Raw genomic sequence first — 21121 nt, 5'->3', positions numbered from 1 at the left:
TGCAAAGGCCCGCTTGCGGGCTGGCGGAAAATAGCCACGCACCGCCATTGCCGGACCGGACCGCCCGCCGTCCGATCGCCTCTCAGAAGGCCCCGGCGCGGCTCTCCGACGCCCTGACGAGATCCCCTTGTCCCGACGATGCGCGGCGAGCGCCGAACGACTCTCTAGCGTCGAGCCGACGTTGAGGTCGCAGCCGCGCTCACGAAGCGCTCGGCATCTTCGGGCAGCAGCTGTTGAGCCAAGACGTCCAGGAGCTTGGCTGTCCCTAGACCGCGAAGGTCTTCGTTGAAGTCGTCCAGGCGAGGGCATAATGCGATCGCCTCGATACCGGCGTCCAGCGCGCGGGTCGTCAACGTCTCTGCGGCGGCGATACCAGCAGCATCAGCATCGACAGCGACATAGATCCGGCGCAACGTGGCCGGCCAGAGCAGATTCGCCAGATGGTTGGCCGAGAGCGCAGCAGCAACCGGCAAGGTCGGCAGCACCGTCCGCAACGACAGCATGGTCTCGATGCCCTCGCCGGCCGCAAGCACGTCCTTGGCGGTCCCGAAGCGCACGGCATGCCCAAGCAGATCGCCCATCGCCCGCCGCGGCGTGTCGATTGGCGCCTTGCCAAGCCTGCGATCGTCGAAGCCGTCGGGATCCAGCCAGGTGCGATGAACCCCGGTGATACGCCCCTCGAGGTCGGTCACAGCGGCAATCAGCGCGGGCCATGTCTCGACATCGGTGGCATCGTCCGGCCGATAATAGCAACGTGGATGAAAACGTAGACCGTCAGTGCCTGCGCGCGGGTCGATACCGCGATGAGCGAGATAGGCCTCGCCGCGCGTTCCAGACAGCGGCTGCCCCATCGCAAACAGCCGGCGAGCGGCTCTGGCGGAGTCGCGGGGGCGCACGGCGTTCACAGCACCGACTGGAGGCGTGCGTTCCCAGTCCGGCAGCTTCAGAAAACGGCGCGCCTCCTCGGCAACCGCGTGAAAGCTGCTCAGGCCACAAACCGAGCCGATGACGTCGAGCAGATCGCCATGCTCTCCGGTCGCAGCATCCGTCCATTTGCCGGCCGGCCCCTTCGATGAGGCGTGCAATCGCACGAACAATGATCGGCCCGGCGTGTTGTTGACATCACCGACCAACCAGTAGCGTCCCTGACGTCTGCCGCTGGACAGATAGTGACGGCACACCGCCTCGGCCTCACGCGCAAGGCGGCGCGCCAGTTCAGACGCGTCGTCTGACATCACGACAGCTCCCGCCCGCGGACCTCAGCAATGGGAAACCGCTCCAGAACGCTGGCTAGGATCGCCGGGCCGCTTGCATCGGTCGGCACGAACATCCGCAGCCTCCACGAGATGATCTCGCTGAACAGCCCGCAGGCCCTGAGACAATCCCGTAAGCCCGCAGGGAAGCCCAAGAGCTCGATTCGGTTGGCGCCCATGACGCGCACCCTCCGCAGCTGCAAGCCCTCATGAAGATCGAGTACGTAGCCGTCACGCAGCACGGATGTGAACGCGTCATCGGGAGCGAGCGAAGGTCGCTCGGTCGACGCTGCGGTGACCCAACTGAGTGGCACCTTGCGGCCGATGATGCGCTCGCCCGCATCGGTCTGGAGCCGGTAGACCCGCGCGGACTCCTGAGGGAGGCGCTTCCAGATCGGCAGCAGAAGCCCTGTGACGAGGTAGATCGTGGTGGTCGTGAACTCCGGAATGGATGCGAGCTCCGCACTCCAGCCAGCCTTGAACTGCTCGCGGTCTGCCTCGGCCCAATCATGCTCGGCCAGCCTGGCGAGCGGCAGAGTCTGGCGTCGCATCGGTCCGATCAGATGGACGCGCTGCTCGATCTCGCCATCGTCGAGCAACCAGCTCGGCGCCGGCACCTGGATCGCCGCTCGGCCCGAGCGGACGTGGATCACTGGAACAGCGCGGCGTTGCAGCAGCCGCTCCAAGGCCTCGTTCAGCGATATCGGCCGGTTGCGGTCACGCTGGGCGATGGTGACGAGATGCGTCTCGGCACCTGTCGCCGGATGGGTGTTGATGGTGCGCCGCTCCATGACGACGAAGCTTTCTGCACGCAGCGTCTCCAGACCGGCATCGAAAGTCCCGGATGCGATCGCGCCCTCGATCCGCGCCGCGAGCAACTGCTCGAACACCGTGAACAGGATGTTCTGCAGCTCGATGGTCAGCGCCAGCAGCCGGTTCAGGAACGTCGTGATCGGCGGCAGCTGGTCGCGAAGGCCGTTCTCGTCCGTGAGCTTCAATCCCGTGGCCTGCTCGAACCGCTGCAGCGAGCAGCTCCCCAATTGCCCACGGGCGAGCAGCCCATAGAACTGACGCAGGGCATCGCGGGCGTGCGGGCTTTCGAGGTTGTCCTCCGGCCGGAACAGTCCCTGTCCGCCGGTCTGGCGCTGGCCACGGGTGATCGCGCCCAACGTGTCGAGCCGGCGCGCGATCGTCGACAGGAAGCGCTTCTCGGCTTTCACGTCGGTGGCGATAGGGCGAAAGAGCGGTGGCTGCGCCTGGTTGGTACGATTGGTCCGGCCAAGCCCCTGGATCGCGGCATCCGCCTTCCAGCCTGGCTCCAGCAGATAATGCACCCGCAGCCGCTTGTTCGTCGCCGAGAGCTCGGCGTGGTAGCTGCGGCCTGTGCCGCCGGCATCCGAGAACACCAGGATGCGCTTCCTGTCATCCATGAACGCTGCGGCCTCAGCGAGGTTGGCAGAGGTCGCCCTCGTCTCGACCACCATCCGATCGCGGACGCGGACGATCCGTCTCGACCTGCCCGTGACCTCAGCGACCATGTCCGTGCTGAAGCGCTGAACGATCTGGTCGAGCGCACCCGGCACCGGCGCGAGCGAAGCGAGATGTTCGATCATCCGATCGCGGCGAGCGACCGCTTCGCGGCTCTCGACCGGCCGGCCATCGCGAGTGACCGGACGCGACAACAGATTGCCCTCGCGATCGGTGAACGGCTCGTAGAGCTGGACCGGGAAGGAATGGACGAGATAATCGAGGACATATTCGCGCGGCGTGATGTCGACCTGGACGTCGCCCCACTCCGCGGTCGGGATCTCGGCCAGCCGGCGCTCCATCAGGGCTTCACCTGTGGAGACGATCTGGACGACCGCGGCGTGGCCAGCATCGAGATCGCGCTTGATCGCCTGAATCAGCGTCGGCGTCTTCATCGAAGTCAGGAGGTGCCCGAAGAAGCGCTGCTTGGCCGACTCAAAGGCCGAGTGCGCGGCCGATTTGGCCTGGGGGTTCAGCGTGCCGGTTGCGCCGGTGATGTTGGCCGCCTGCATCGCGGCCTCGAGGTTGTTGTGAATGACCGCGAACGCCTCGGCATAGGCGTCATAGATCCTGACCTGCTCGTCCGTGAGCCGGTGCTCGAGCGGCTCGTATTCGACGCCCTCGAAGGACAGCGAGCGCGCCGCATAAAGCCCGAGGGCCTTGAGATCGCGCGCCATCACCTCCATGGCCGCGACACCGCCCTGCTCGATCGCCGCCACGAAGTCCGCCCGCGTCGCAAACGGGAAATCCGCGCCGCCCCACAGTCCCAGCCTCTGGGCATAGGCCAGATTGTGAACAGTGGTCGCGCCTGTCGCCGAGACGTAGACGATGCGGGCATTAGGCAGCGCGTGCTGCAACCGCAATCCGGCGCGGCCCTGCTGTGAAGCCACCTGATCGCCCCGATCGCCCTTGTGGCCTGCGGCGTTCTGCATCGCATGGCTCTCGTCGAAGATGATCACGCCATCGAAATCCCGTCCCACCCAGTCGACGATCTGGCGCACGCGGGAAAGCTTCTTGGCCTTCTCGTCGGTCCGCAGCGTGGCATAGGTCGTGAAAAGGATGGCCTCATCGAGCCGGATCGGCGCCCCCTGGCGGAAGCGCGACAGCGGCGTGACCTGAAGCCGCTCCATACCGAGCGCTGCCCAGTCGCGCTGCGCGTCCTCGATCAGCTTGTCGGACCTGCTGATCCAGACCGCCCGGCGCCGGCCCTTCAGCCAATTATCGAGCAGGATGCCCGCGACCTGGCGGCCTTTTCCGGCGCCCGTGCCATCACCGAGGAACCACCCGCGCCGGAAGCGGACCGCCCTCTCCGTGTCCTCGCCGACCGCACGGACCTGGTCGAAGGTCTCGTCGACCGTCCAAAAGCCGGTGAGGAGTCCACCATGCGCTTCGCCGGCAAAGATGAGACTCTCGAGCTGCGCGCCGGACAGCACGCCTTCGGTGACGATCCTGGCCGGGAGATGCGGCCGATAGGACGGCTTTGGCGGTGCGACGGAGGCCATCGCCGCCGACTGCACGAGCTTCGTGGGATGAGGCTGCGCGCCCGGAATCCGGATCGACTGCAACTGATACGTCTCATAGAGCGCGTCAGTCAGGCGAGTTCCTTCGTCGGAGACTTCATCGACGGTGTCGTAGGCGAGTTCGCAGCCCTCAGGCTCACCGGACGTCGGCAATGGCGAGGAGCGTGCGGGATCCAGATCCCGTCGATCTCTCGAACAAACTTTTGCACGCCGGCCTACCTGAGCGACAAACCGGCTGGCCATCGGCGACCGCGGTGGCACGAGCGCCGAGATCCAGCCGAGCAAGGTCCTGACATCAGGTGCCACGCCGGCAGATCGCGGAAACACACGAGCGTCCGGCGCTGGGCGCTTGTCGATCACGAGCATCCGTGTGGCGGTCGTCGTGCCCTGCCGCGCATAGACTGCGCCATCGATCGCCGCGGAGAACACCAGACGACCGCGCTCCTGCAGGTGCACGAAGGCATCCGTCCAGCTCGGATTGTCGGGCGCAAGGCCGGCGGCCGTGATTGCGACCAGTCGCCCCCCGTCTCCAAGCCGTGCGAGGGCCGAAGACACATGGCGCAACGCCGTATCGGCCAGCGGACGGTCCACACTCGCGGTCGCCGAGAACGGGGGATTCATCAGAACCACGCTTGGAACGAAGGCCGCATCGAGATGATCATCGATCTGCGCGGCGTCCAAGCGGGTCACGATCAGACCCGCGAACACCAGATCGAGCAAGGCTGCGCGACTTGCAGCGAGCTCATTGAGCAGAAGCGAGCCGCCAGCAAGCTCCGCAAAGACGGCCAGGATTCCTGTCCCCGCCGATGGCTCGAGCACCCGATCGGCCGAGGTCACTTGCGCCGCCGCGGCCGCAGCGAACGCCAATGGCAGCGGGGTCGAGAACTGCTGAAGACTCTGGCTCTCGAGCGAGCGCCTGGTGTGGCTCGGCAGTAGGCCCGCGACCTTTGCGACCATCGCCAGCATGGCCGGGGGAGTGCCTTTGCTGGCCTTGATCATCGCTGGACCGTGCTTGACGAGGAATTGGACAGAGGCGATCTCACAGGCTTCGTAGGCGGTCTTCCAATCCCAGCTTCCATCGGCGTCACTGGCGCCGAACGCGGTCTGCATGACCAGGCGCAGGCACCGGGCATCGATCCGCTCGCCACGGGTAAGGTTTGGCAGCAGCAGCTCGGCCGCACGAAGGACGGCCTTGGCGCGCGCAAGCAGCGCGAAGGGCGCCGCAGGTGAGCTCGTCTCGGTGATCATGTCGAGGAACCTTCAAGGAGAGCGGAACACGGAAGAGCACCGCCGAACGCTCTCTCCGGTCCGGCGGACTCAATCGCGCTGCTCCGCCTCTCTCACTCTCGAGCTGCTCGACGCGACAGTGATCTCCATGAAAAAAGCCCGGCCGATCTGACCGGGCTTGCACTTCGGTTTCTTCAGGTTGGGGTTGGGATCGGCCGCGAAGGCAAGCTGATCATTCCGCGGCAACGGTCTCCTCTACGTCGTCACCGCCTTCCGTCGCCTCCTCATCCTCACTGAGGAACGCCGGCAGGCTGGCGGCATCGACGCCATCGGCCGCCTGCGTTACCTCGGCATCCGCGCCACGCAGCGGCTCTGGCAACCAGCGACTGCCTTCGAGCAACCGCTCGGCTTCGCGCGCCATGTCCGGCTTCTTCAGATGCTCGATGAGCTGCGCCGACGCTTCGCCCTTCGCTTCTCGCACGGCCTGCAGGATGCGGTGCTTGGTGACGCGACCGAGATAGGTGTCGACGGTGGGCTTCCAGCCGGCGCTGGTCATGTCGAGCCCGACGGCGCGCGACAGATGGTCGGCCTGTTCGAGGCGCCCGCGGACGCCGTGGGCGGACAGGCGGCCTTGATGCACGTGGCTGGCCGGCTCAACGATCGCGTTCACCGCTTGCGCGGCACAATGGGCGAACAGCTCGGCCTGGGCCGCTCCGTCCATCGTCGTCAACGCTGCCCAGAGGTCCTTGTCGTTGGCCGGCAGCTTCGCCTTCCAGGCCGCGTGACGCGCGGCGATCGCCTTTGCCGGAGCGCTGTCCTGCAGGCCCGGCGGCTGCGCCGGGAAGCTCGGGGTGCGCAGCGAGATCTCCAGGCAGTTGAGGACTGATCCGTAGGGATAGAAGGCCGCGAGCACGAAGGTGTGCAGCACCGCCTGGAAGGCGATGGATGGCTCTCGGCCGAGTGCCTCACGAAGGGCGAGCGTGCGATACGCCGAGAGCTCGCTGATCAGCCGGTCGGGCAGCGGCCGCTCGACATCCTCCGCGTCGGCGGGCGCGTCCTGCTCGCCGTGACCGATGACGATTGTCGCCGCCGGCACCCCGCCCTCCCTATCCGGAATGGCGGCCGCAGTGGCCCTGTCGTGACCAGCTTCGGTCTCCGGCTCATCTTTTGACACCACGGCCTCATCCTCGGGTCGGACGAAACCGCGGGCGACGCGCAGTCGGCCTTCCGAGCCGATGCTGACGAACGCGCCAGCACGCGCCATCTCGGCCGCATCGAAGGTCGTCGGCCGCTCGTCAAAGGACTGCAGCGCCGCCTCGATCTCACCGAGACGCTGATCGATATCCTCAGGCAGTTCATCCGCCTGACCGTGTTCGGCCTCGAGCCCGGCCTGTTCGGCCCGCAGCGCTTCCATGGTCGCCCGCTCGTCGGCGGTGAGCTCTGCCGGCTGCCCGTGAAGCTCGCGCAAGCCATGGGTATGCCCGAAAGGGAAGTCCACGGCGGCCGCGATCCACTTCCAGCCCTCAAGGCCTATCCGTTCCGCTTCAGCCTTCAGCTTCTCCGCCACGAGCCGATCCAACAGCGCGACATTGTGGAGCCAGCCGCCATCGTCGGCCTCGAACAGATCCCGCAGCACAGCGCCGCCGGCCATCTCATAGGCAGTCAGTCCTATGAACTGGACCCTGCGATCGAACGCCCGAACCGTCTGCTCGGTGAGCTGCCGCCGGATCTGGTAGGGCGTATCGCCGCCGGAACGGCTGACCTTGTCCCAGACCTCCTGTTGGCGTGCATGATCCGAAGTCACCGAAAACGCCATCAGCTGCTCCAGGGTCATGCCGTCGGCGGCATACACGTCCAGAAGCGCCGGCGAGACCGCGGCCAGCCGCAGCCGCTGCTTGACGACCGCAACGGTCACGAAGTGCCGCGCCGCGATCTCCTCCTCTCCCATGCCGCCGTCACGCAGGGCCTGGAATGCCTGAAATTGATCTAGCGGATGCAGACCGACACGCTGGTCGTTCTCGGCGAGCGAGTCGTCCAGCGCCGAACCGGAATCGCGCACCACGCAAGGCACGGCTTGCGTTTTCGCCATTCGCTTCTGCTTCACCAGGAGCTCCAGCGCCCGGTAGCGCCTGCCGCCCGCGGGCACCTCGAACATCCCGGTCTCCCTGCCCTCGGCATCGAGGACAGCCCGAACATTCAGGCTTTGCAGCAGCGTCCGCTCGGCGATGCTCTCGGCCAATTGCTCGATCGAAACGCCGCCCTTGATCCGGCGCACATTGGACTGGCTGAGCACGAGTTTGTTGAAAGGAATGTCGCGCGACGGCGACAGCGTGACCTTGTGAGCGGCCTTGGTCATGTCTTCGTTCTCCACGACGGGCGGCCCGGAGCCTCTCTCTCAGGCCTTCAACCCGTCGCTGAACACCTCTCGCCCTCTCCCTCTCCACTGTTCACCCAGGCGTGCAAGGTTCACGCGAGTACGCGATCCGGAGCGCTCGGCTGAGCGAGGCCACCAGCACTCGGCGCAAAGCCGAGGAGATAGTCGGCCACGCGGCTCGCCTGGCTTGCCGCCCGGACAATGGCGCGACTATCCTCGCGCAGGACGTCGAGCCAGAAGCCGAGATAGTCGGCGTGGCGCACGGTCGGCACGATGCCGAGCGCGGCGCAGCTGAAGGCGGCCGCGATCTCGGCGATCAGCTCCTCGAAGGCGTATTTGCGGCTGCCGAACCGACCCGAGAGATCCCGATTCAGCCGAGAGGCATGACCGCTCGCATGGGCGAGCTCATGCAAAGCGGTGCGGTACCAGTTGATCGGCTCAAAGAACGCCGCTGGCAGTGGCACCTGCACGAAATCTTCGACTGGCGCATAGAACGCACGATCCCCCCCGATCCGGAAGTCGACGCCGCTGTTGACAATCAGGGTCTCGACCACAGGCTCCATGACACCCGGCGGCGGAAGCGGTGGCACGGTTGCGATATCATCTGGCAGACCATCGCATTGGTCGGTGTTGAATACAGTAAACCGCTTCAGGAACGGAATTGCTTGCGCCTCCTCGCCGACCTCCCGGGCACGTTGCCGCTCATCCGATGGCACAAAGCGGTCGGCGTAGACGACAGAGACGCCGCGCTCGCCCTTGCGGACATGACCGCCAAGCGAGAGAGCTTGCCGGAAGGTCAACCAGCTCTGGCCCGTCAACCCGTGCTCGATGACTGCCCCCCAGAGGATGAGAACGTTGATCCCCGAGTACGCCCGACCCGTAGCCCCATTCCGTGGCAAGGCCAGCTGAGCCTTTGCCGCTTGCGTCCCCCATGGCCGAACCCAGGGCACCCGGCCAGCTTCCAGCTCACCGATGATCTTGCTCGTGATCTCCTCATAGAGGCTCGCCCGACTCTCGCCAGCGCGCGCACCAAGTCTCCGTCCCTGCATCGCGGATCTCCGCGACGGGCGCGGCGGAACTCTCTCGCCACTTCCAACCCGTCACGGCCAACCCGGCCTGCACTCTTGCTCTCAACGAGCTTCACGCCCATCCAGAGCCGACGGCTCATGAAATCCCTCCGGAGCTTCCGGGAGGACATCGCCGTTTGGCGTCCACCGGGATGATGAGCTGTATGCGTGTATTGCCTCTCTGGGGACAACACCGCATCTTTAAGCGGCCTGTTCCTCCGCCAGCGGGCCCTCACTTTCGCGCTTCCTGTTGATCAGATTGAGCAGCTGGCCGGCAGCCTTCGCATCGCAGAGTGCGCGATGATGGCTCTCGAGTTCGATGTCATAGATCTGGCATAGATTTCCGAGCCCGTAGGAGTTATGGCCGGGATAGCGCCGTCGCATTCCGGCGCAGGTGCAAAGCTTGGGAAAGCGGAACTTTCGATCGAGACGGCTGAACTCGTAAGCGATAAAGCCATAGTCGAAATTGACGTTGTGCGCGACGAAGACGCCGTCACCCATGAATTCGAGAAAGCTGTCTGCAACAGATGCGAAAACCGGAGCATCGCGAACCATCTCGTTCGTGATTCCTGTGAGCCGCATGATATTTGCCGGAATGGCACGCTGAGGATTGAGCAGGGAGTGCCACTCATCGACAACCTGATGATTACGGATCTTGACCGCGCCAATCTCGGTTATGCGGTCGCCAGACGCCCAGCTCCCGGTCGTCTCGATATCGACAACAATGTAATCCTGCCCTGGGTCGAAGCAAAACTCGACCCTGCAAATCTCAGCCTGGAGCCCGGCTGATTGCAGTTGCCGCAGGCGCGTGAGCTGGTTGCGGCGGATGACGTCACCCTCTGCCTTGATCTCCAAGAATGAGACCGCGCCATCGCGAAGCAGCATCAGATCAGGGAATCCGTCACACATCGCCCGAAAATCCTCGCACATCGCGTGCAAGATCGCGGCAATGCCATGAGGGCTGGCGTGATCGAGAAGCGTACGGACAGCCTCGATCTGAAAGCGATCCCAGTTGAAGATGCCATTGGGCCGCCCCCAGCGCGCAGCAAGCGCACGCAAGATCAGCGGAAGGGCATTACCCGATCGGACGGCGGTAAGCTTCACATTCACCTGGGCCTTGAACATCCGAATGAACGTGCGATCCTTGAGACATTGAGGGACCCAGTCGAAGCCGCTGTGCAATTGACCGGATTCGAACAGCTCGTCCCAGAACAGAAGGCCGAACAGGGTGTGCCACAAGGCGTTCTCGGCAAAATATACTTGGCTGCCCTGACGCCGCATGACCCCAGCGACACCGGCCTCCGGGGTGCCCCGGTGTGTGTCGTCGACCGCGACGACGCGCCCCGAGCGCAGGAGTTCGGTGCAAAGCCCCGTTCGCCGACCGCCGAACTTGCGCGCATAGAAGTCAACCGCAAAAACGTGCTCTTCGTCGCTCGCCGGATCATCAATGATCTGGCGCAGAAGTGCTTCAGATTCGCTTTTCGCGCCCAGACTGTAGTGAAGGCGCACGAGGCGCTCGCGGCATTCGGGGGACGAGCCGGCACGATAGAGTTGAAGTGCGAGCGCCGTATCGGCGCCCTTCTCGAAGAACTGGCCAAGCTTGAAGGCGGCACGGCTTCTCAGGTCCTGAGCGTAATCTGTCGGACCTGGCGGCCCGCCGAGCAGGTCGACCACTCCCTGGCGATAGACAGCCTCGGCTTCGGTCTCGAGTTGGTCGAGCAGGCTACTATAATGAAAGCAGGCGTGGGCTTCATCGCCATCCGCAAAGCGTGCACTGAACGAGGTCGCATTGTTGGTGCGCATGATGCCGAGATCGCGTAGCGCAAAGGTCTTGAGATCCCGCTCCGTCTTGCCAAAATAGAGATAGAGCATAAATTCGATCGGCCGCGTGTTGTGAAGCGCGATGAAGTTCTTCCCACCACAATGCCGAGCAGCGACCTCGAAAGGAACATTGGCGAGAAAGTATTCGATGAGCTTGGACTTCGACCAGGATTTGCGAATATCGGATCTTCCAGATGCATGCGCCGCCGTCACAAGGATGTCTTTGGGCAAGCATGTTACGAAAGCGGCGTAGTCGTCGACCTGCAGAACACGAGCATGGGCGCTGGCAAGCAGATGCCGAGCCGCGGCTTCAACATCTGCAATCTCTGGATATTTGAAGAGCGCGCGATTGAAGATCGCTCCCCGCCGATTGACCATGCGGACAAGAAGGCATTGTGCATCCCTGGGAAGACCGTCAAATTGCTCGATGAAGAGATGGTGCTCCGGGGTCAGGACAGCACCGTAAGTCTTCTTCACGAAGCCAAGCACCTCCGTAAAATGATCAAGGTAGTAATAGACAGGAAGAACTTGCGGCTTCATCCGGAGCGCTCTCTTGATGCCTTCTCTTGCATAGCGTAGCGCTGTTCAGTCCGAACCCTTCTTCCCGAGGTGAGGGCGAAGCATTGGGGCCTACTTGACGTTGCGGCTATTCTGTTCCACTTTCGTTCTTTTAGCCTCGATTCGTCAAGTGAGTGCCCGCGACAATCACGACCGAATCCGTCGAAAATGACCCGACAGATACTACTTCGGCTCCGCCAACGATCGGATTTCAATTTCCCCTGCTGGCATGTCGGAGAGTTGTTTCGCCAGCTCAAGCACCACTTGGTCCGTCCAACTGGGATCGCTGATCTGCGCCGTCCCGGCTGACATGGGCTCTCTCAGAACCGGCATAAAAAGCACCCGTCCATGAAGGCAGAACTCGACCTTCTCGCCAGCGTGGTTGTTCCCAAAGTTGCGCATCTTCTCATTGGACGCCTCTGCAAAGGAGAGTCTTAAGATCGGCCTTCCTGTCCGTTGGTCATGATCAGCAACCGCTCCGACGAGCGGAACTACAATTTGTTCGGCCATGCATCCTGGAATCCATAGGACGCTGGTGAGTGCGATGAGAAGTGTTCGAGACGCGCATGACTTCATTGCCTGGCTCCAAGTTCGGATGCTGACATGACGTCCAATTTATTGCGAAGAATGCGGTTATTTGCCTGTAATTGTGCCTTTCGGCGCCAATCCGGAGCCCCAAGGGCTGTTCAAAGCGGCGTCACCCGCGATGAAACGTTTTCACGCGGCCAAGACCTAAAGCGGACTCGCCCGGTTTTACCAGCAAATCGACGAGGCGACTTGTTGTAAGCTCTTTCGTAGGCAGAGAGTCGTCTTATACCATCCGCAACATCTTGTGCCGTGTGGATGCGGTCAACAGAACACCGGGGTTGCCGTATGAAAGGCGTCGAGATCCTTTCGGAAGACGAATGGCACGCCGAGTGGCGGCAGGAACGCCGGTTGACGCTATTGTTTGAACCGTCGATCATGGAGGACGCGTGGTGCGGACCGCTCGTCGAAGAGTTCTGGTTGCCCCATTGGCAGAATCGGCTCGATTTCGTCACGCAGGCCGCTGACTTCTCTGCCGGCGAAGACGCGTACAGATTGAGGGACCTGGACAAAATTGTAATCCAGCGACGTGCAGGGAATGCCGAGTTGGAAGGCAGCGCCTTCCATCTCTGCGAGCTCAATGAGGCCAGAGAGCTTGGACTGCAGCACTATTCGAGTCATACCCCCGTCTTCGCCGACATCCGCCTCACCGCAATCACATTCGATCACCTCAGAGAACGGTTGCAAGCCGCTGTAATCGAGAAACCAGAAGCGGATCGCGTGCTCTTGGCGTGCGGCTTCATGGCCGGCGACATCGCCATTCCGCGTCCGAGACCCGTCATGCCTCATCAGACGCTTCCCAACGCGATCTCTATCGCCCGGAAGACGCCGCGCATCTGGTTCGAGATCGCTCGCGCCAGCGAGACGAAATCGCGCTGGGCACCGCTGGAAATGAAAAGCCTCGGACGCTGGATGGCAATTGAGCGGTAAGTCGCGCTTGAACCGTCCACGAATCCATCCATCGAATGATCCCAAGCGCGCCGGAGAGGCAAGTCCGCTTCTGGCCCCAAAGCCGACTTTCTTAATTTGTTCACTCTACTGGCAACGTAAATTCATTTGACACCGCCGTCATCGAATAACTGAGCAAACTGCGGCGCAGGCGCACTTCCTGGTGATGTCCTGCACCGCAGCCCGGCTTCAATCCGGCGAACGATTAGTAGTCCCAGTAGATCGGCACGAACCGAAACACGTTACCTTCGCGCCCGACGCGCCCGATGGACGGGAACGGCATATGGGTGGCGACCAGCAACTCGCCCGTCTTCGCCAAGTCCCGCAGCAATCCCTCGCGAACGCGCGTTGCCTCGTCCGGGTCGTGCTCGAAGCCGTTGTGCCAGTCGGGATGTTCGAAGCCGACCGTGAACACGGCGTCGCCCGCGAAGGTCATCGCTTCGCCGCCGGACGTCAGGCGGACGATGCTGTGTCCCGGGGTGTGACCGCCGGTGCGGCGGACGACAACGCCCGGCGCGACTTCGTGCTCCTCGTCGAACTGCCGGATCTGGTTATGGTACTCCTTCGCGAACCGCTTCGCGGCTGTGCGCAGCGCGTCCGGGAAGCCTTCCGGCATCGCCGTTCGCGAGAAATCCGGCGCGCGCCAGAATTCGACTTCGGCGGCCGCAACGTGGATTTGCAGGTCCGGATGCAACCGGTCCTTCACGCCCTCGACGAGCAGGCCGCCGACGTGATCCATGTGCATATGGGTCAGCACGACGTCGGTGACGGACGCGAGATCGATACCGGCGGCTTCTAGGCGTTTGATCAGCTGTCCGGCTCGGGGCAGGTTCAGGTCGGGATCAGACCCGAGCCCCGCGTCGATCAGGATGGTCTTCCCGCCGCTGCGGACGACGACGGCATTCAGGGCCCAATCGAAGGCGTCGGTCGGCAGGAACATGTCCTTGAACCAGGCGGCTCGCGCCGACGGCGCGGCGTTGTGCCCGAGCATCGTTGTCGGCAGCGGGAGCACCCCGTCGCTGATAACCAGCACGTCGATCTCGCCGACTTTCAGGGCGTAGCGCGACGGCACCAGTTCATCCGGCTTCGATGTGGCGAGGTGAGAGGTGTTTTGCAGATTCATGTTGGTCTCCTGTTGCAGGTCATTGAAGGATGGTTCATCCCTGAGCACGTCCGGCTCGTTCGGTTGAGGCGGTCAGAGATTGGTGACGCGTTCCGGATCGGCGGAGGCGAGTGCAGCGGCACGTTCAGCAAGCGGCGGGTAGATCCAGACGGTGTTGATCTCCCGTTTGGTCTTCTTCGCCTGGTCGCCGACCATCTCGACCGTCCGATCCCAGCCGCGTGTGAACAGAGCGCCGGCCTCGCCGAGATCGAGGCAGGTGACGTAGGCCTCCTGGTGATAAGGCGTGGTCGGAACGCCGAGCAGTTCGGCGGCGGCATTGTTGCCGGCGAAAGCGCCCATCCGCGTGGCATGCTGGCACGACATCAGCGCATAGTTGCCGTCATCATCACAGGCGGCGCGCGCAGCGTCGCCCGTCGCGAAGATGCCCGCCGCGCTCGGCACGCGCAGGTCGCGGTCGACCAGCAGCCGCCCGAAACTGTCGCGCTCGGCAGGAATCTGCTCGGTCAGGGGCGCGGCACGCATGCCGGCGGCCCAGATTACGGTTTCGGCTGCGATGCGCTCGCCGCCCGACAAGGTCACGCCGAACTGGTCGAGCGACGCAACGCCGACTTCGAGCCGCGTTTCCACGCCGATCCGCTTCAGCGCATCCTCGATGACGAGACGCGCGGATTCGGCCATATCGGGAGCGATGACCGGATTGCGCTCGACGATGACGACGCGCGGCCGCGCATCGGGGCCGAGAATGGCGCGGAGCCGCGCGGGTATCTCGGTGGCTACTTCGATACCCGTGAACCCGCCGCCGGCGACGACGACCGTGTCGCGGCCATTCCCGGCCGGCCGGCCGGCCAGTCCGTGCAGGTGCCTATCGAGGGCCACCGCGTCGTCCAGCGAGTCGACGCTGAAACCGTGCTCGGCAAGGCCGGGAATGCTCGGACGAAATAGCCGGCTGCCGGTGGCCACGACCAAGCGATCGTAGGTGAGCCGCGTTCGTTTGCCCCCGGGTGCCGCTATGCTCGCTTCGCGTGCCGCAGCATCGATCGCCTCGGCGGTGCCTTGCACATAGACCACGTCGATCGCCTTGAGCACATCCAGCAGCGGCGCCGTCAGCGCTTCGGGGTTTGGTTCGTAGAGCCGCGGACGGACGACCAAGGTCGGCTCCGGGGCGATCAGCGCGATCTCCAGCGCCTCGGGCGAAACGCCGTGAATGTCGCGCAGCCGGGCAGCGGACAATGCAGCATACATGCCGGCGAAGCCGGCACCGATGATGACCAGTCGCATTTGTATCTCCTGTGATTGGATTGGATCGATGCAGAGGATCAGCCGGCGATGAAGGCCGACAGATCGGCATTCACGATCGCTGCATGGGTGGTACAGATGCCGTGCGGCAGGCCGTCGTAGATTTTCAGCGAGCTGTTCTTCAGCAATTTCGCCGACAGCGGCGCCGAGTCCGCGACCGGAACGATCTGATCGTCGCTGCCGTGCAGGACGAGGGTCGGCACCGCGATGGCCTTGAGGTCTTCGGTAAAGTCGGTTTCGGAGAAAGCCCTGATGCCGTCGAGATGCGCCTTGGCGCCGCCGCTCATGGCCTGACGCCACCAATTCCAGATCACCGCCTGCGACGCCGTGGCACCGGGGCGGTTGTAGCCAAAGAACGGACCGCTCGCGAATTCCAGATAGAACTGCGCCCGGCCGGCGGCGAGTTGCCGGCGCACCTCGTCGAGAACGGTGACCGGCAAGCCGCCGGGATTGTTTTCTGTCTTGACCATCAGCGGCGGCACGGCGCTGATCAGCACGAGCTTGGCAACGCGGCCGCGGCCGTGACGCGCGACGTAGCGGACGGCTTCGCCGCCGCCGGTGGAATGTCCGACATGGATCGCATTCCGCAGGTCAAGATGATCGACCACCGCGGCAGTATCGGCCGCGTAGTGATCCATGTCGTGGCCGTCGCCGACCTGGCTAGAGCGGCCGTGACCGCGGCGATCATGGGCGATCACGCGAAACCCCTTGCCGACGAAATGCAGCATCTGCGTATCCCAGTCGTCGGAGGAGAGCGGCCAGCCGTGATGGAAGACGATGGGCTGGCCCGATTTCGGCCCCCAGTCCTTGTAGAAAATCTTCACGCAGTCTTTGGTCGTCACGAACGCCGTTGGATCCGCCGGCTGCGCGGCGATGGCCGGGCTTCTCGACTCGTCGCCGATCGCGGTCGTGGAGCGGACGCTGAGCGAGACGGCGGACATCACCGAGGTCGCGAGGATCTTCCGGCGCGTAGTGTTCGCAATCCGGTTGAGCGGCTTGTTAAAGGGCATTGGTCATCTCCGGTTGGCGGGCATGGACACGATGATGATCTAACGAGCCCTGTGTGCTGGTGCCCCAGCGCGGTTGCGGCGACTAAAGAGCAATTGCTGCTAACGCGCCCGCCGGCGCCAATCGGTAGGGGTGTCCCCGGTCAGCCGCTTGAATGCAGCAGCAAACGCGGTCTGCGAGGCGTAGCCGAGCGCTGCCGCGACCGTGACCACGGACACGTCCGTGTCACGCAGCATCTGCATCGCCTGCTCGAGCCGGCGCTGGCGGAGCCAGGCATGCGGCGAGAGCCCGGTGCTTTCCTTGAAGGCGCGGCAGAAATGGAAGCGCGACAGGCCGGCGTCCGCCGCGAGCGCCGCAAGCGAGACGTCCGCTTCGCTCTCCGAGCGAAGCCGCTCGATGGCGCGCATCAGCACTCTCGGCGCCAGACCGCCGACGACGGGATGGACCGCGGTCGGCGCGCCGGCGTGCGCGGCCAGCAGACGCGTGGCGAGGAGGTCGGTGAGTTGCTGCCTAAACAGCGAGTCAAGAGCCTCGTTGCCTTCGAGGACGTCCGCGGCGCTCAGCAGCAGGCGGGACGTGATCGCGTCGGGATGCGCGGTCCGTTCGAGGAGATCGGCCGGCCTCGTGGTTCCGGCTTCGTCGGCCACGCGCACCAGCGTGCTGTGCGGAAGATAGAGTTGCACGACATCGACCGGCTTCGGGATGTCCCATCGCGAGCTTGCGCCTTCGGGAATGATGATGACGACACCGGGACGAAACGTGCCTGCCGAGACGAAACGTCCCGACCGCCGCTCCATGCGCTGAACCACGCCGTTGTAGGCCATGATGACGTGGTGGGTCATCGGCTCGACGACGTCGTGGAGCGGGTCGTGCTTCCAGTGCGTCACCCCGCCGCCGGTCGCGTCCAGTGCCATGCGAAATGGCTCGGTGCCGAGCACGCGGGCCATCTCGGCGTCCGCGAGAGGGCGGTTGGCCGACGGGCGAACGGCTTCGCGCGGTTCGGGCGCGGCCGCCGTCTCCTCTCCCTCAAGATCGTGTGGAACAGCCTTGGTCATGTTCATCTCGCACGAGGAGCGGCGTGGCGGTTGCCGGAGAGCACCGCCGGCCGCGCTTGCGTTACTGGCGAAGGAACGAAAGCCAATCTCCGAAGCGGATGGCGCCGAGCCGCGGATGGTCGCCCGGCGTGAGCGATCGGTCGTCCAGCTCCGTGCCGAAATAGCGGGCGTGGATATCGGCGACGACCTTGCGCGGGTCATTGATCGCGGCGAGGTATCGGCGGCCGAATTCGTCGAGGCTGAGCTGCTCCGGGCCAGCCAGTTCGACGATGCCGTTGATCGGCGCGGCCGGCGCCACATCGGCGAGTGCGGCAGCGACATCGTCCGCGGCCACCGGTTGAAAAAGCGCCGGCGACAGCCGGGCGACTTGCCCATGTGTGGAAGTCGCGACGATATGGCCGGCAAACTCGAAGAACTGGGTGGCCCGGAGAATGCTGTAGGAACGACCTGAGCTGCGGATCAGATGCTCCTGAGCGAGCTTGCCGCGGAAATAGCCGCAATCCGGAAGGCGATCGGTCCCGACGATGGACAGTGCGACGTGGTGCTGGACGCCCGCGGCGGCCTCGGCCGCAAGCACGTTACGGGTCGACCTCCTGAAGAATTCCAGAACCGCATTGTCCTCGAACGACGGTGAATTGGCGACATCGACGACGACGTCCGCGCCCGACAGCGCAAGGTCGAGCCCCTCACCGGTGAAGGCGTCGACGCCCGTGCGGGGGGAGGCCGAAACGACCTCGTGACCCTTGCGACGCAACAGGCCCGCCAGTTTTGTCCCGATCAGGCCGGCTCCCCCGACGACAACGATCTTCATGCTGATTTTCCTCGACTTTCCCGGCCGGAGACGACCTGGTTACAACAGCGAGGATGGGCGGATGCAGGCAGGAAAGCCTTGCGGAAGGCTTGAATTGGCCTTCAATTCTCGTTGGATTGTCGTCCAAGCGGAGCGGCCTTGCGTTTCCTGTTCGAAGATTGTTGCCTGGATGCGGAGAGGCGCGAGCTGACGCGGGGCTCGCAGCTCGTCGCGGTCGGGCCCAAAGTTTTCGACCTTCTGCTCTACCTGGTTCGCAACCGGGATCAGGTCGTGACGCGTGACGATCTGCTGGGCGCCGTTTGGGACGGTCGCATCGTCTCCGAATCGACGATGACGAGTCACGTCAACGCGGTGCGCCGGGCGGTCGGCGATAGCGGCAAGGAGCAGCGCCTGATCCGGACGATTTCGCGCAAGGGACTGCGCTTCATCGGCCGGGTCCGGCAGGACGAGGTGTCCGCGACCGTCCCAGATGCCCGATCGCATTCTTCGGTCGATCAGCTGCCGACGCTATCACTCCCGGATGCTCCCTCCGTCGCGGTGCTGCCGTTTCGAAACCTCAGCGGCGATCCCGGGCAGGACTATTTTGCGGATGGCGTCGTCGAAGACATCATCACCGCGTTGTCACGGATCGGCTGGCTGTTCGTGATCGCCCGCAATTCGAGCTTCACCTACAAGGGCCGCACCGTGAACGAGCAGCAGGTCGGCCGTGAGCTCGGCGTGCGCTACGTCGTCGAAGGCAGCGTGCGGCAATCCGCCAACCGGGTGCGCATCACCGGGCAGCTCGTGGATGCGACGACCGGCACTCATGTGTGGGCGGACAAATTTGAAGAGACCATCGACGACCTGTTCGAGCTTCAGGACCAGATCGCAACCAGCATCGTCGGGGTGATTGCCTCGCAACTCGAACGCGCGGAAATCGAACGCGCCCGGCGAAAGCCGACCGGCAATCTGAGCGCATATGATCACTATCTGCGCGCCATGCCGCATCTGCATCGCGGGACGCGAGACGCGATCGACGAGGCCTTGTTGCTGTTTGAGAAGGCGCTTTCGCTCGATTCCGGCTTTGCCTCGGCGCATGCGATGGCGGCGTGGTGCTATTGCCTGCGCAAGATCAACGGCTGGATGACCGATCAGTCCCGGGAATACGCCGAAGGCATCCGGCTGGCCCGCTTGGCGATCGAATTGGGCAGGGATGATGCCGTCGCGCTCACCCGGGCTGGGCATACGCTGGCCCATCTCGCCGGCGATCTGGAAGGCGCGGTTGCATTGCTCGACAGGGCTCTGCTGCTCAACCCCAATCTGGCGGCGGCCTGGTTCCTGGGCGGCTTCCTGCGGGTCCTACGCGGCAATCCCGAGAGCGCCATCGAATTCTTCTCACGCGCGATGCGGTTCAGCCCGCTCGATCCGGAGATGTTCCGGATGCAGGCCGGCATGGCAATGGCGCATCTTTTCGCGGAGCGGTTCGATCAGGCTCTGGCCTGGGCCGAGCGGTCGTTCCAGCAGTTGCCGAGCTCGGGGTTCGTCGTGCTGATTATCATCGCGTCGCACGCGATTGCCGGCCGAATGGCGCAAGCGAAAGATGCAGCCGCTCATTTGCTCAAGCTGCATCCCGCGTTTCGTATTTCCAATCTGGAGAGTTGGATACCGATCCAGCGGCCTGAGCATCGGGCTACGTTCAAGAAGGGGCTGCGGCTGGCAGGCCTGCCGGAGTGAGAGCCCAGCTTTACGACCCGTCAATCGATCGCTGAGGTCTGTTTCTGTGAAGGGTTTCGGATGCCGGCCGCATGATTGACGGCGCGGCATATTCGGGCGGCCGGCGTCCGAAAGCCTCCAAGGGAGGAAACCGCGCATGGTGGGCAGGACCGGTGCGGCGGGCTCTATGGGGATTTGAGCGCTGCAGGCGAGCTGGCCGATTTGGTTTGAGCCGGTGCAGCGAGCTGCGCGACGGCGACGCGGCCGATGAATGAGCGGTAGGCTGCGTCGAACGCAATCAAATGTCGGCCGATCGGCGACGAAAGAGGAAAGCCTGCGTGCGCTCCGCCGTGGCCGATCGATGAGCGGCGGGCACTGCGAGCAACTTTGCAGAATGGCGGTTGCGCGGTCACGACGTGTCGATCCTGATGGCGCTGGTTGGTGCGGTCGATCGGTGACGCGGCGTTGCGCCTCGCTCAAAGACCTCGATGACGATCATGCGGCCGCCACAGCATGGACAGCGCGGCTTGGCCGTGTCGACGGTGGTCTCGGTCGGCTCATCCTCGCGATCCTTGACAGCGAGCAGCTCGCGCGCGCGTGCGACGTTGTCGGCGCAGGTTCCCCGCGCAAGCAGCCCGTAGTGGCGGATGCGGTGGAAGCCCTTTGGCAGCACGTGGATGAGGAAGCGGCGGATGAACTCGTCTGTCGCGAGCGTCATCCGCTTTTGACGGTCGCGGCCCTCGACGCGGTAGTCCTTCCACCTGAAGGTGACGCCGTGCTGGTCGAAGGCGATCAGGCGTCTGTTGGCGATGGCGACGCGGTGGGTATAGCGCGACAGATAGGCGAGCACGGCTTCAGGGCCGCCGAACGGACGCTTGGCATAGACGACCCATTCCGTCTTGCGCGACGCTGCAAGCCATGCGGCGAATGATCGTGCTCCGGCGAGATGGGCGTCGTTGCCGAAGAAGCTCAGGCGCCCGGCCTGGTGGAGGGCGGCGAGGCGCTCCAGGAATAGCCGCCGGAACAGGCGTGAGAGCACGCGCACCGGCAGGAAGAAGCCCGGCCGGCAGGACACCCAGCGCTGGCCGTCGGGCGAGATGCCGCCGCCCGGCACGATCATGTGCACATGCGGGTGGTGGGTCATGGCCGAGCCCCAGGTGTGCAGCACGGACGTGATGCCGATCCTGGCGCCGAGATGCTTCGGGTCGGCGGCGACCGTCAGCATCGTCTCGGCCGAGACCTTGAACAGCAGATCG

The 21121-nt window shown here is 64.2% G+C and carries 14 protein-coding genes; 2 read left to right on the top strand and 12 right to left on the bottom strand.

Annotated features, from left to right (window positions below; translation table 11 throughout):
- Positions 1–164: 164 nt before the first annotated feature.
- The 6 genes from ACQR1X_RS24890 to ACQR1X_RS24865 form a co-directional block, all read right to left on the bottom strand.
- Positions 165–1235: a DUF7146 domain-containing protein gene (locus ACQR1X_RS24890; protein WP_434899771.1), complete on the bottom strand. Its 1071-nt coding sequence runs from the start codon at positions 1233–1235 to the stop codon at positions 165–167.
- The gene (locus ACQR1X_RS24885) at positions 1235–5548 is read right to left on the bottom strand and encodes a strawberry notch-like NTP hydrolase domain-containing protein (RefSeq protein WP_434899770.1); all 4314 of its coding nucleotides are present in this window, start codon (positions 5546–5548) and stop codon (positions 1235–1237) included. The genes ACQR1X_RS24890 and ACQR1X_RS24885 overlap by 1 nt, the downstream gene beginning before the upstream one ends.
- Before the next feature lie 211 nt (positions 5549–5759).
- Positions 5760–7883: a ParB N-terminal domain-containing protein gene (locus ACQR1X_RS24880; RefSeq protein WP_434899769.1), complete on the bottom strand. Its 2124-nt coding sequence runs from the start codon at positions 7881–7883 to the stop codon at positions 5760–5762.
- A 110-nt stretch (positions 7884–7993) separates the two neighbouring features.
- Entirely contained in the window at positions 7994–8950 is a 957-nt protein-coding gene (locus ACQR1X_RS24875) for an ArdC family protein (protein WP_434899768.1), read from the bottom strand.
- A gap of 219 nt (positions 8951–9169) precedes the next feature.
- Positions 9170–11329, bottom strand: coding sequence for an exonuclease domain-containing protein (locus tag ACQR1X_RS24870; RefSeq protein WP_434899767.1), 2160 nt, complete (start codon positions 11327–11329; stop codon positions 9170–9172).
- Between the two features lie 201 nt (positions 11330–11530).
- On the bottom strand, positions 11531–11857 hold the full coding sequence (locus tag ACQR1X_RS24865; RefSeq protein ID WP_434899766.1) for a SecDF P1 head subdomain-containing protein: 327 nt from the start codon (positions 11855–11857) through the stop codon (positions 11531–11533).
- Positions 11858–12220: 363 nt separating this feature from the next.
- Here ACQR1X_RS24865 and ACQR1X_RS24860 point away from each other — a divergent pair, with 363 nt between their 5' ends.
- Positions 12221–12862, top strand: a complete 642-nt coding sequence (locus ACQR1X_RS24860) for a hypothetical protein (protein WP_434899765.1) — start codon at positions 12221–12223, stop codon at positions 12860–12862.
- A 223-nt stretch (positions 12863–13085) separates the two neighbouring features.
- Here the strand turns inward: ACQR1X_RS24860 and ACQR1X_RS24855 are convergent, their stop codons facing one another.
- The 5 genes from ACQR1X_RS24855 to ACQR1X_RS24835 all read right to left on the bottom strand — a co-directional run bounded on the left by ACQR1X_RS24855 (position 13086) and on the right by ACQR1X_RS24835 (position 18173).
- A complete protein-coding gene (locus ACQR1X_RS24855; protein ID WP_434899764.1) occupies positions 13086–14003 on the bottom strand; it encodes an MBL fold metallo-hydrolase in 918 nt (305 codons plus the stop codon).
- A gap of 72 nt (positions 14004–14075) precedes the next feature.
- Positions 14076–15281 (bottom strand): NAD(P)/FAD-dependent oxidoreductase, encoded by a 1206-nt coding sequence (locus ACQR1X_RS24850; RefSeq protein ID WP_316237289.1) that lies wholly within the window; start codon positions 15279–15281, stop codon positions 14076–14078.
- A gap of 38 nt (positions 15282–15319) precedes the next feature.
- Positions 15320–16309: an alpha/beta fold hydrolase gene (locus ACQR1X_RS24845; RefSeq protein ID WP_434899763.1), complete on the bottom strand. Its 990-nt coding sequence runs from the start codon at positions 16307–16309 to the stop codon at positions 15320–15322.
- Between the two features lie 99 nt (positions 16310–16408).
- Positions 16409–17362: a helix-turn-helix transcriptional regulator gene (locus tag ACQR1X_RS24840; protein ID WP_434899762.1), complete on the bottom strand. Its 954-nt coding sequence runs from the start codon at positions 17360–17362 to the stop codon at positions 16409–16411.
- A 61-nt stretch (positions 17363–17423) separates the two neighbouring features.
- Positions 17424–18173, bottom strand: a complete 750-nt coding sequence (locus ACQR1X_RS24835; protein WP_434899761.1) for an SDR family oxidoreductase — start codon at positions 18171–18173, stop codon at positions 17424–17426.
- A 138-nt stretch (positions 18174–18311) separates the two neighbouring features.
- On the opposite strand from ACQR1X_RS24835, the gene ACQR1X_RS24830 reads away from it, so the two are divergent.
- A complete protein-coding gene (locus tag ACQR1X_RS24830; RefSeq protein ID WP_316237293.1) occupies positions 18312–19886 on the top strand; it encodes a winged helix-turn-helix domain-containing tetratricopeptide repeat protein in 1575 nt (524 codons plus the stop codon).
- Between the two features lie 388 nt (positions 19887–20274).
- Here the strand turns inward: ACQR1X_RS24830 and ACQR1X_RS24825 are convergent.
- On the bottom strand, positions 20275–21121 hold an 847-nt coding region (locus ACQR1X_RS24825; RefSeq protein WP_434899760.1), incomplete at its 5' end, for an IS91 family transposase.

Source organism: Bradyrhizobium sp. HKCCYLRH3073 (genome assembly GCF_051167995.1).
Taxonomy (GTDB): Bacteria; Pseudomonadota; Alphaproteobacteria; order Rhizobiales; family Xanthobacteraceae; genus Bradyrhizobium.
Note: the sequence above shows the minus strand (reverse complement) of the source record. Positions and strands in the feature narration are given on the sequence as shown.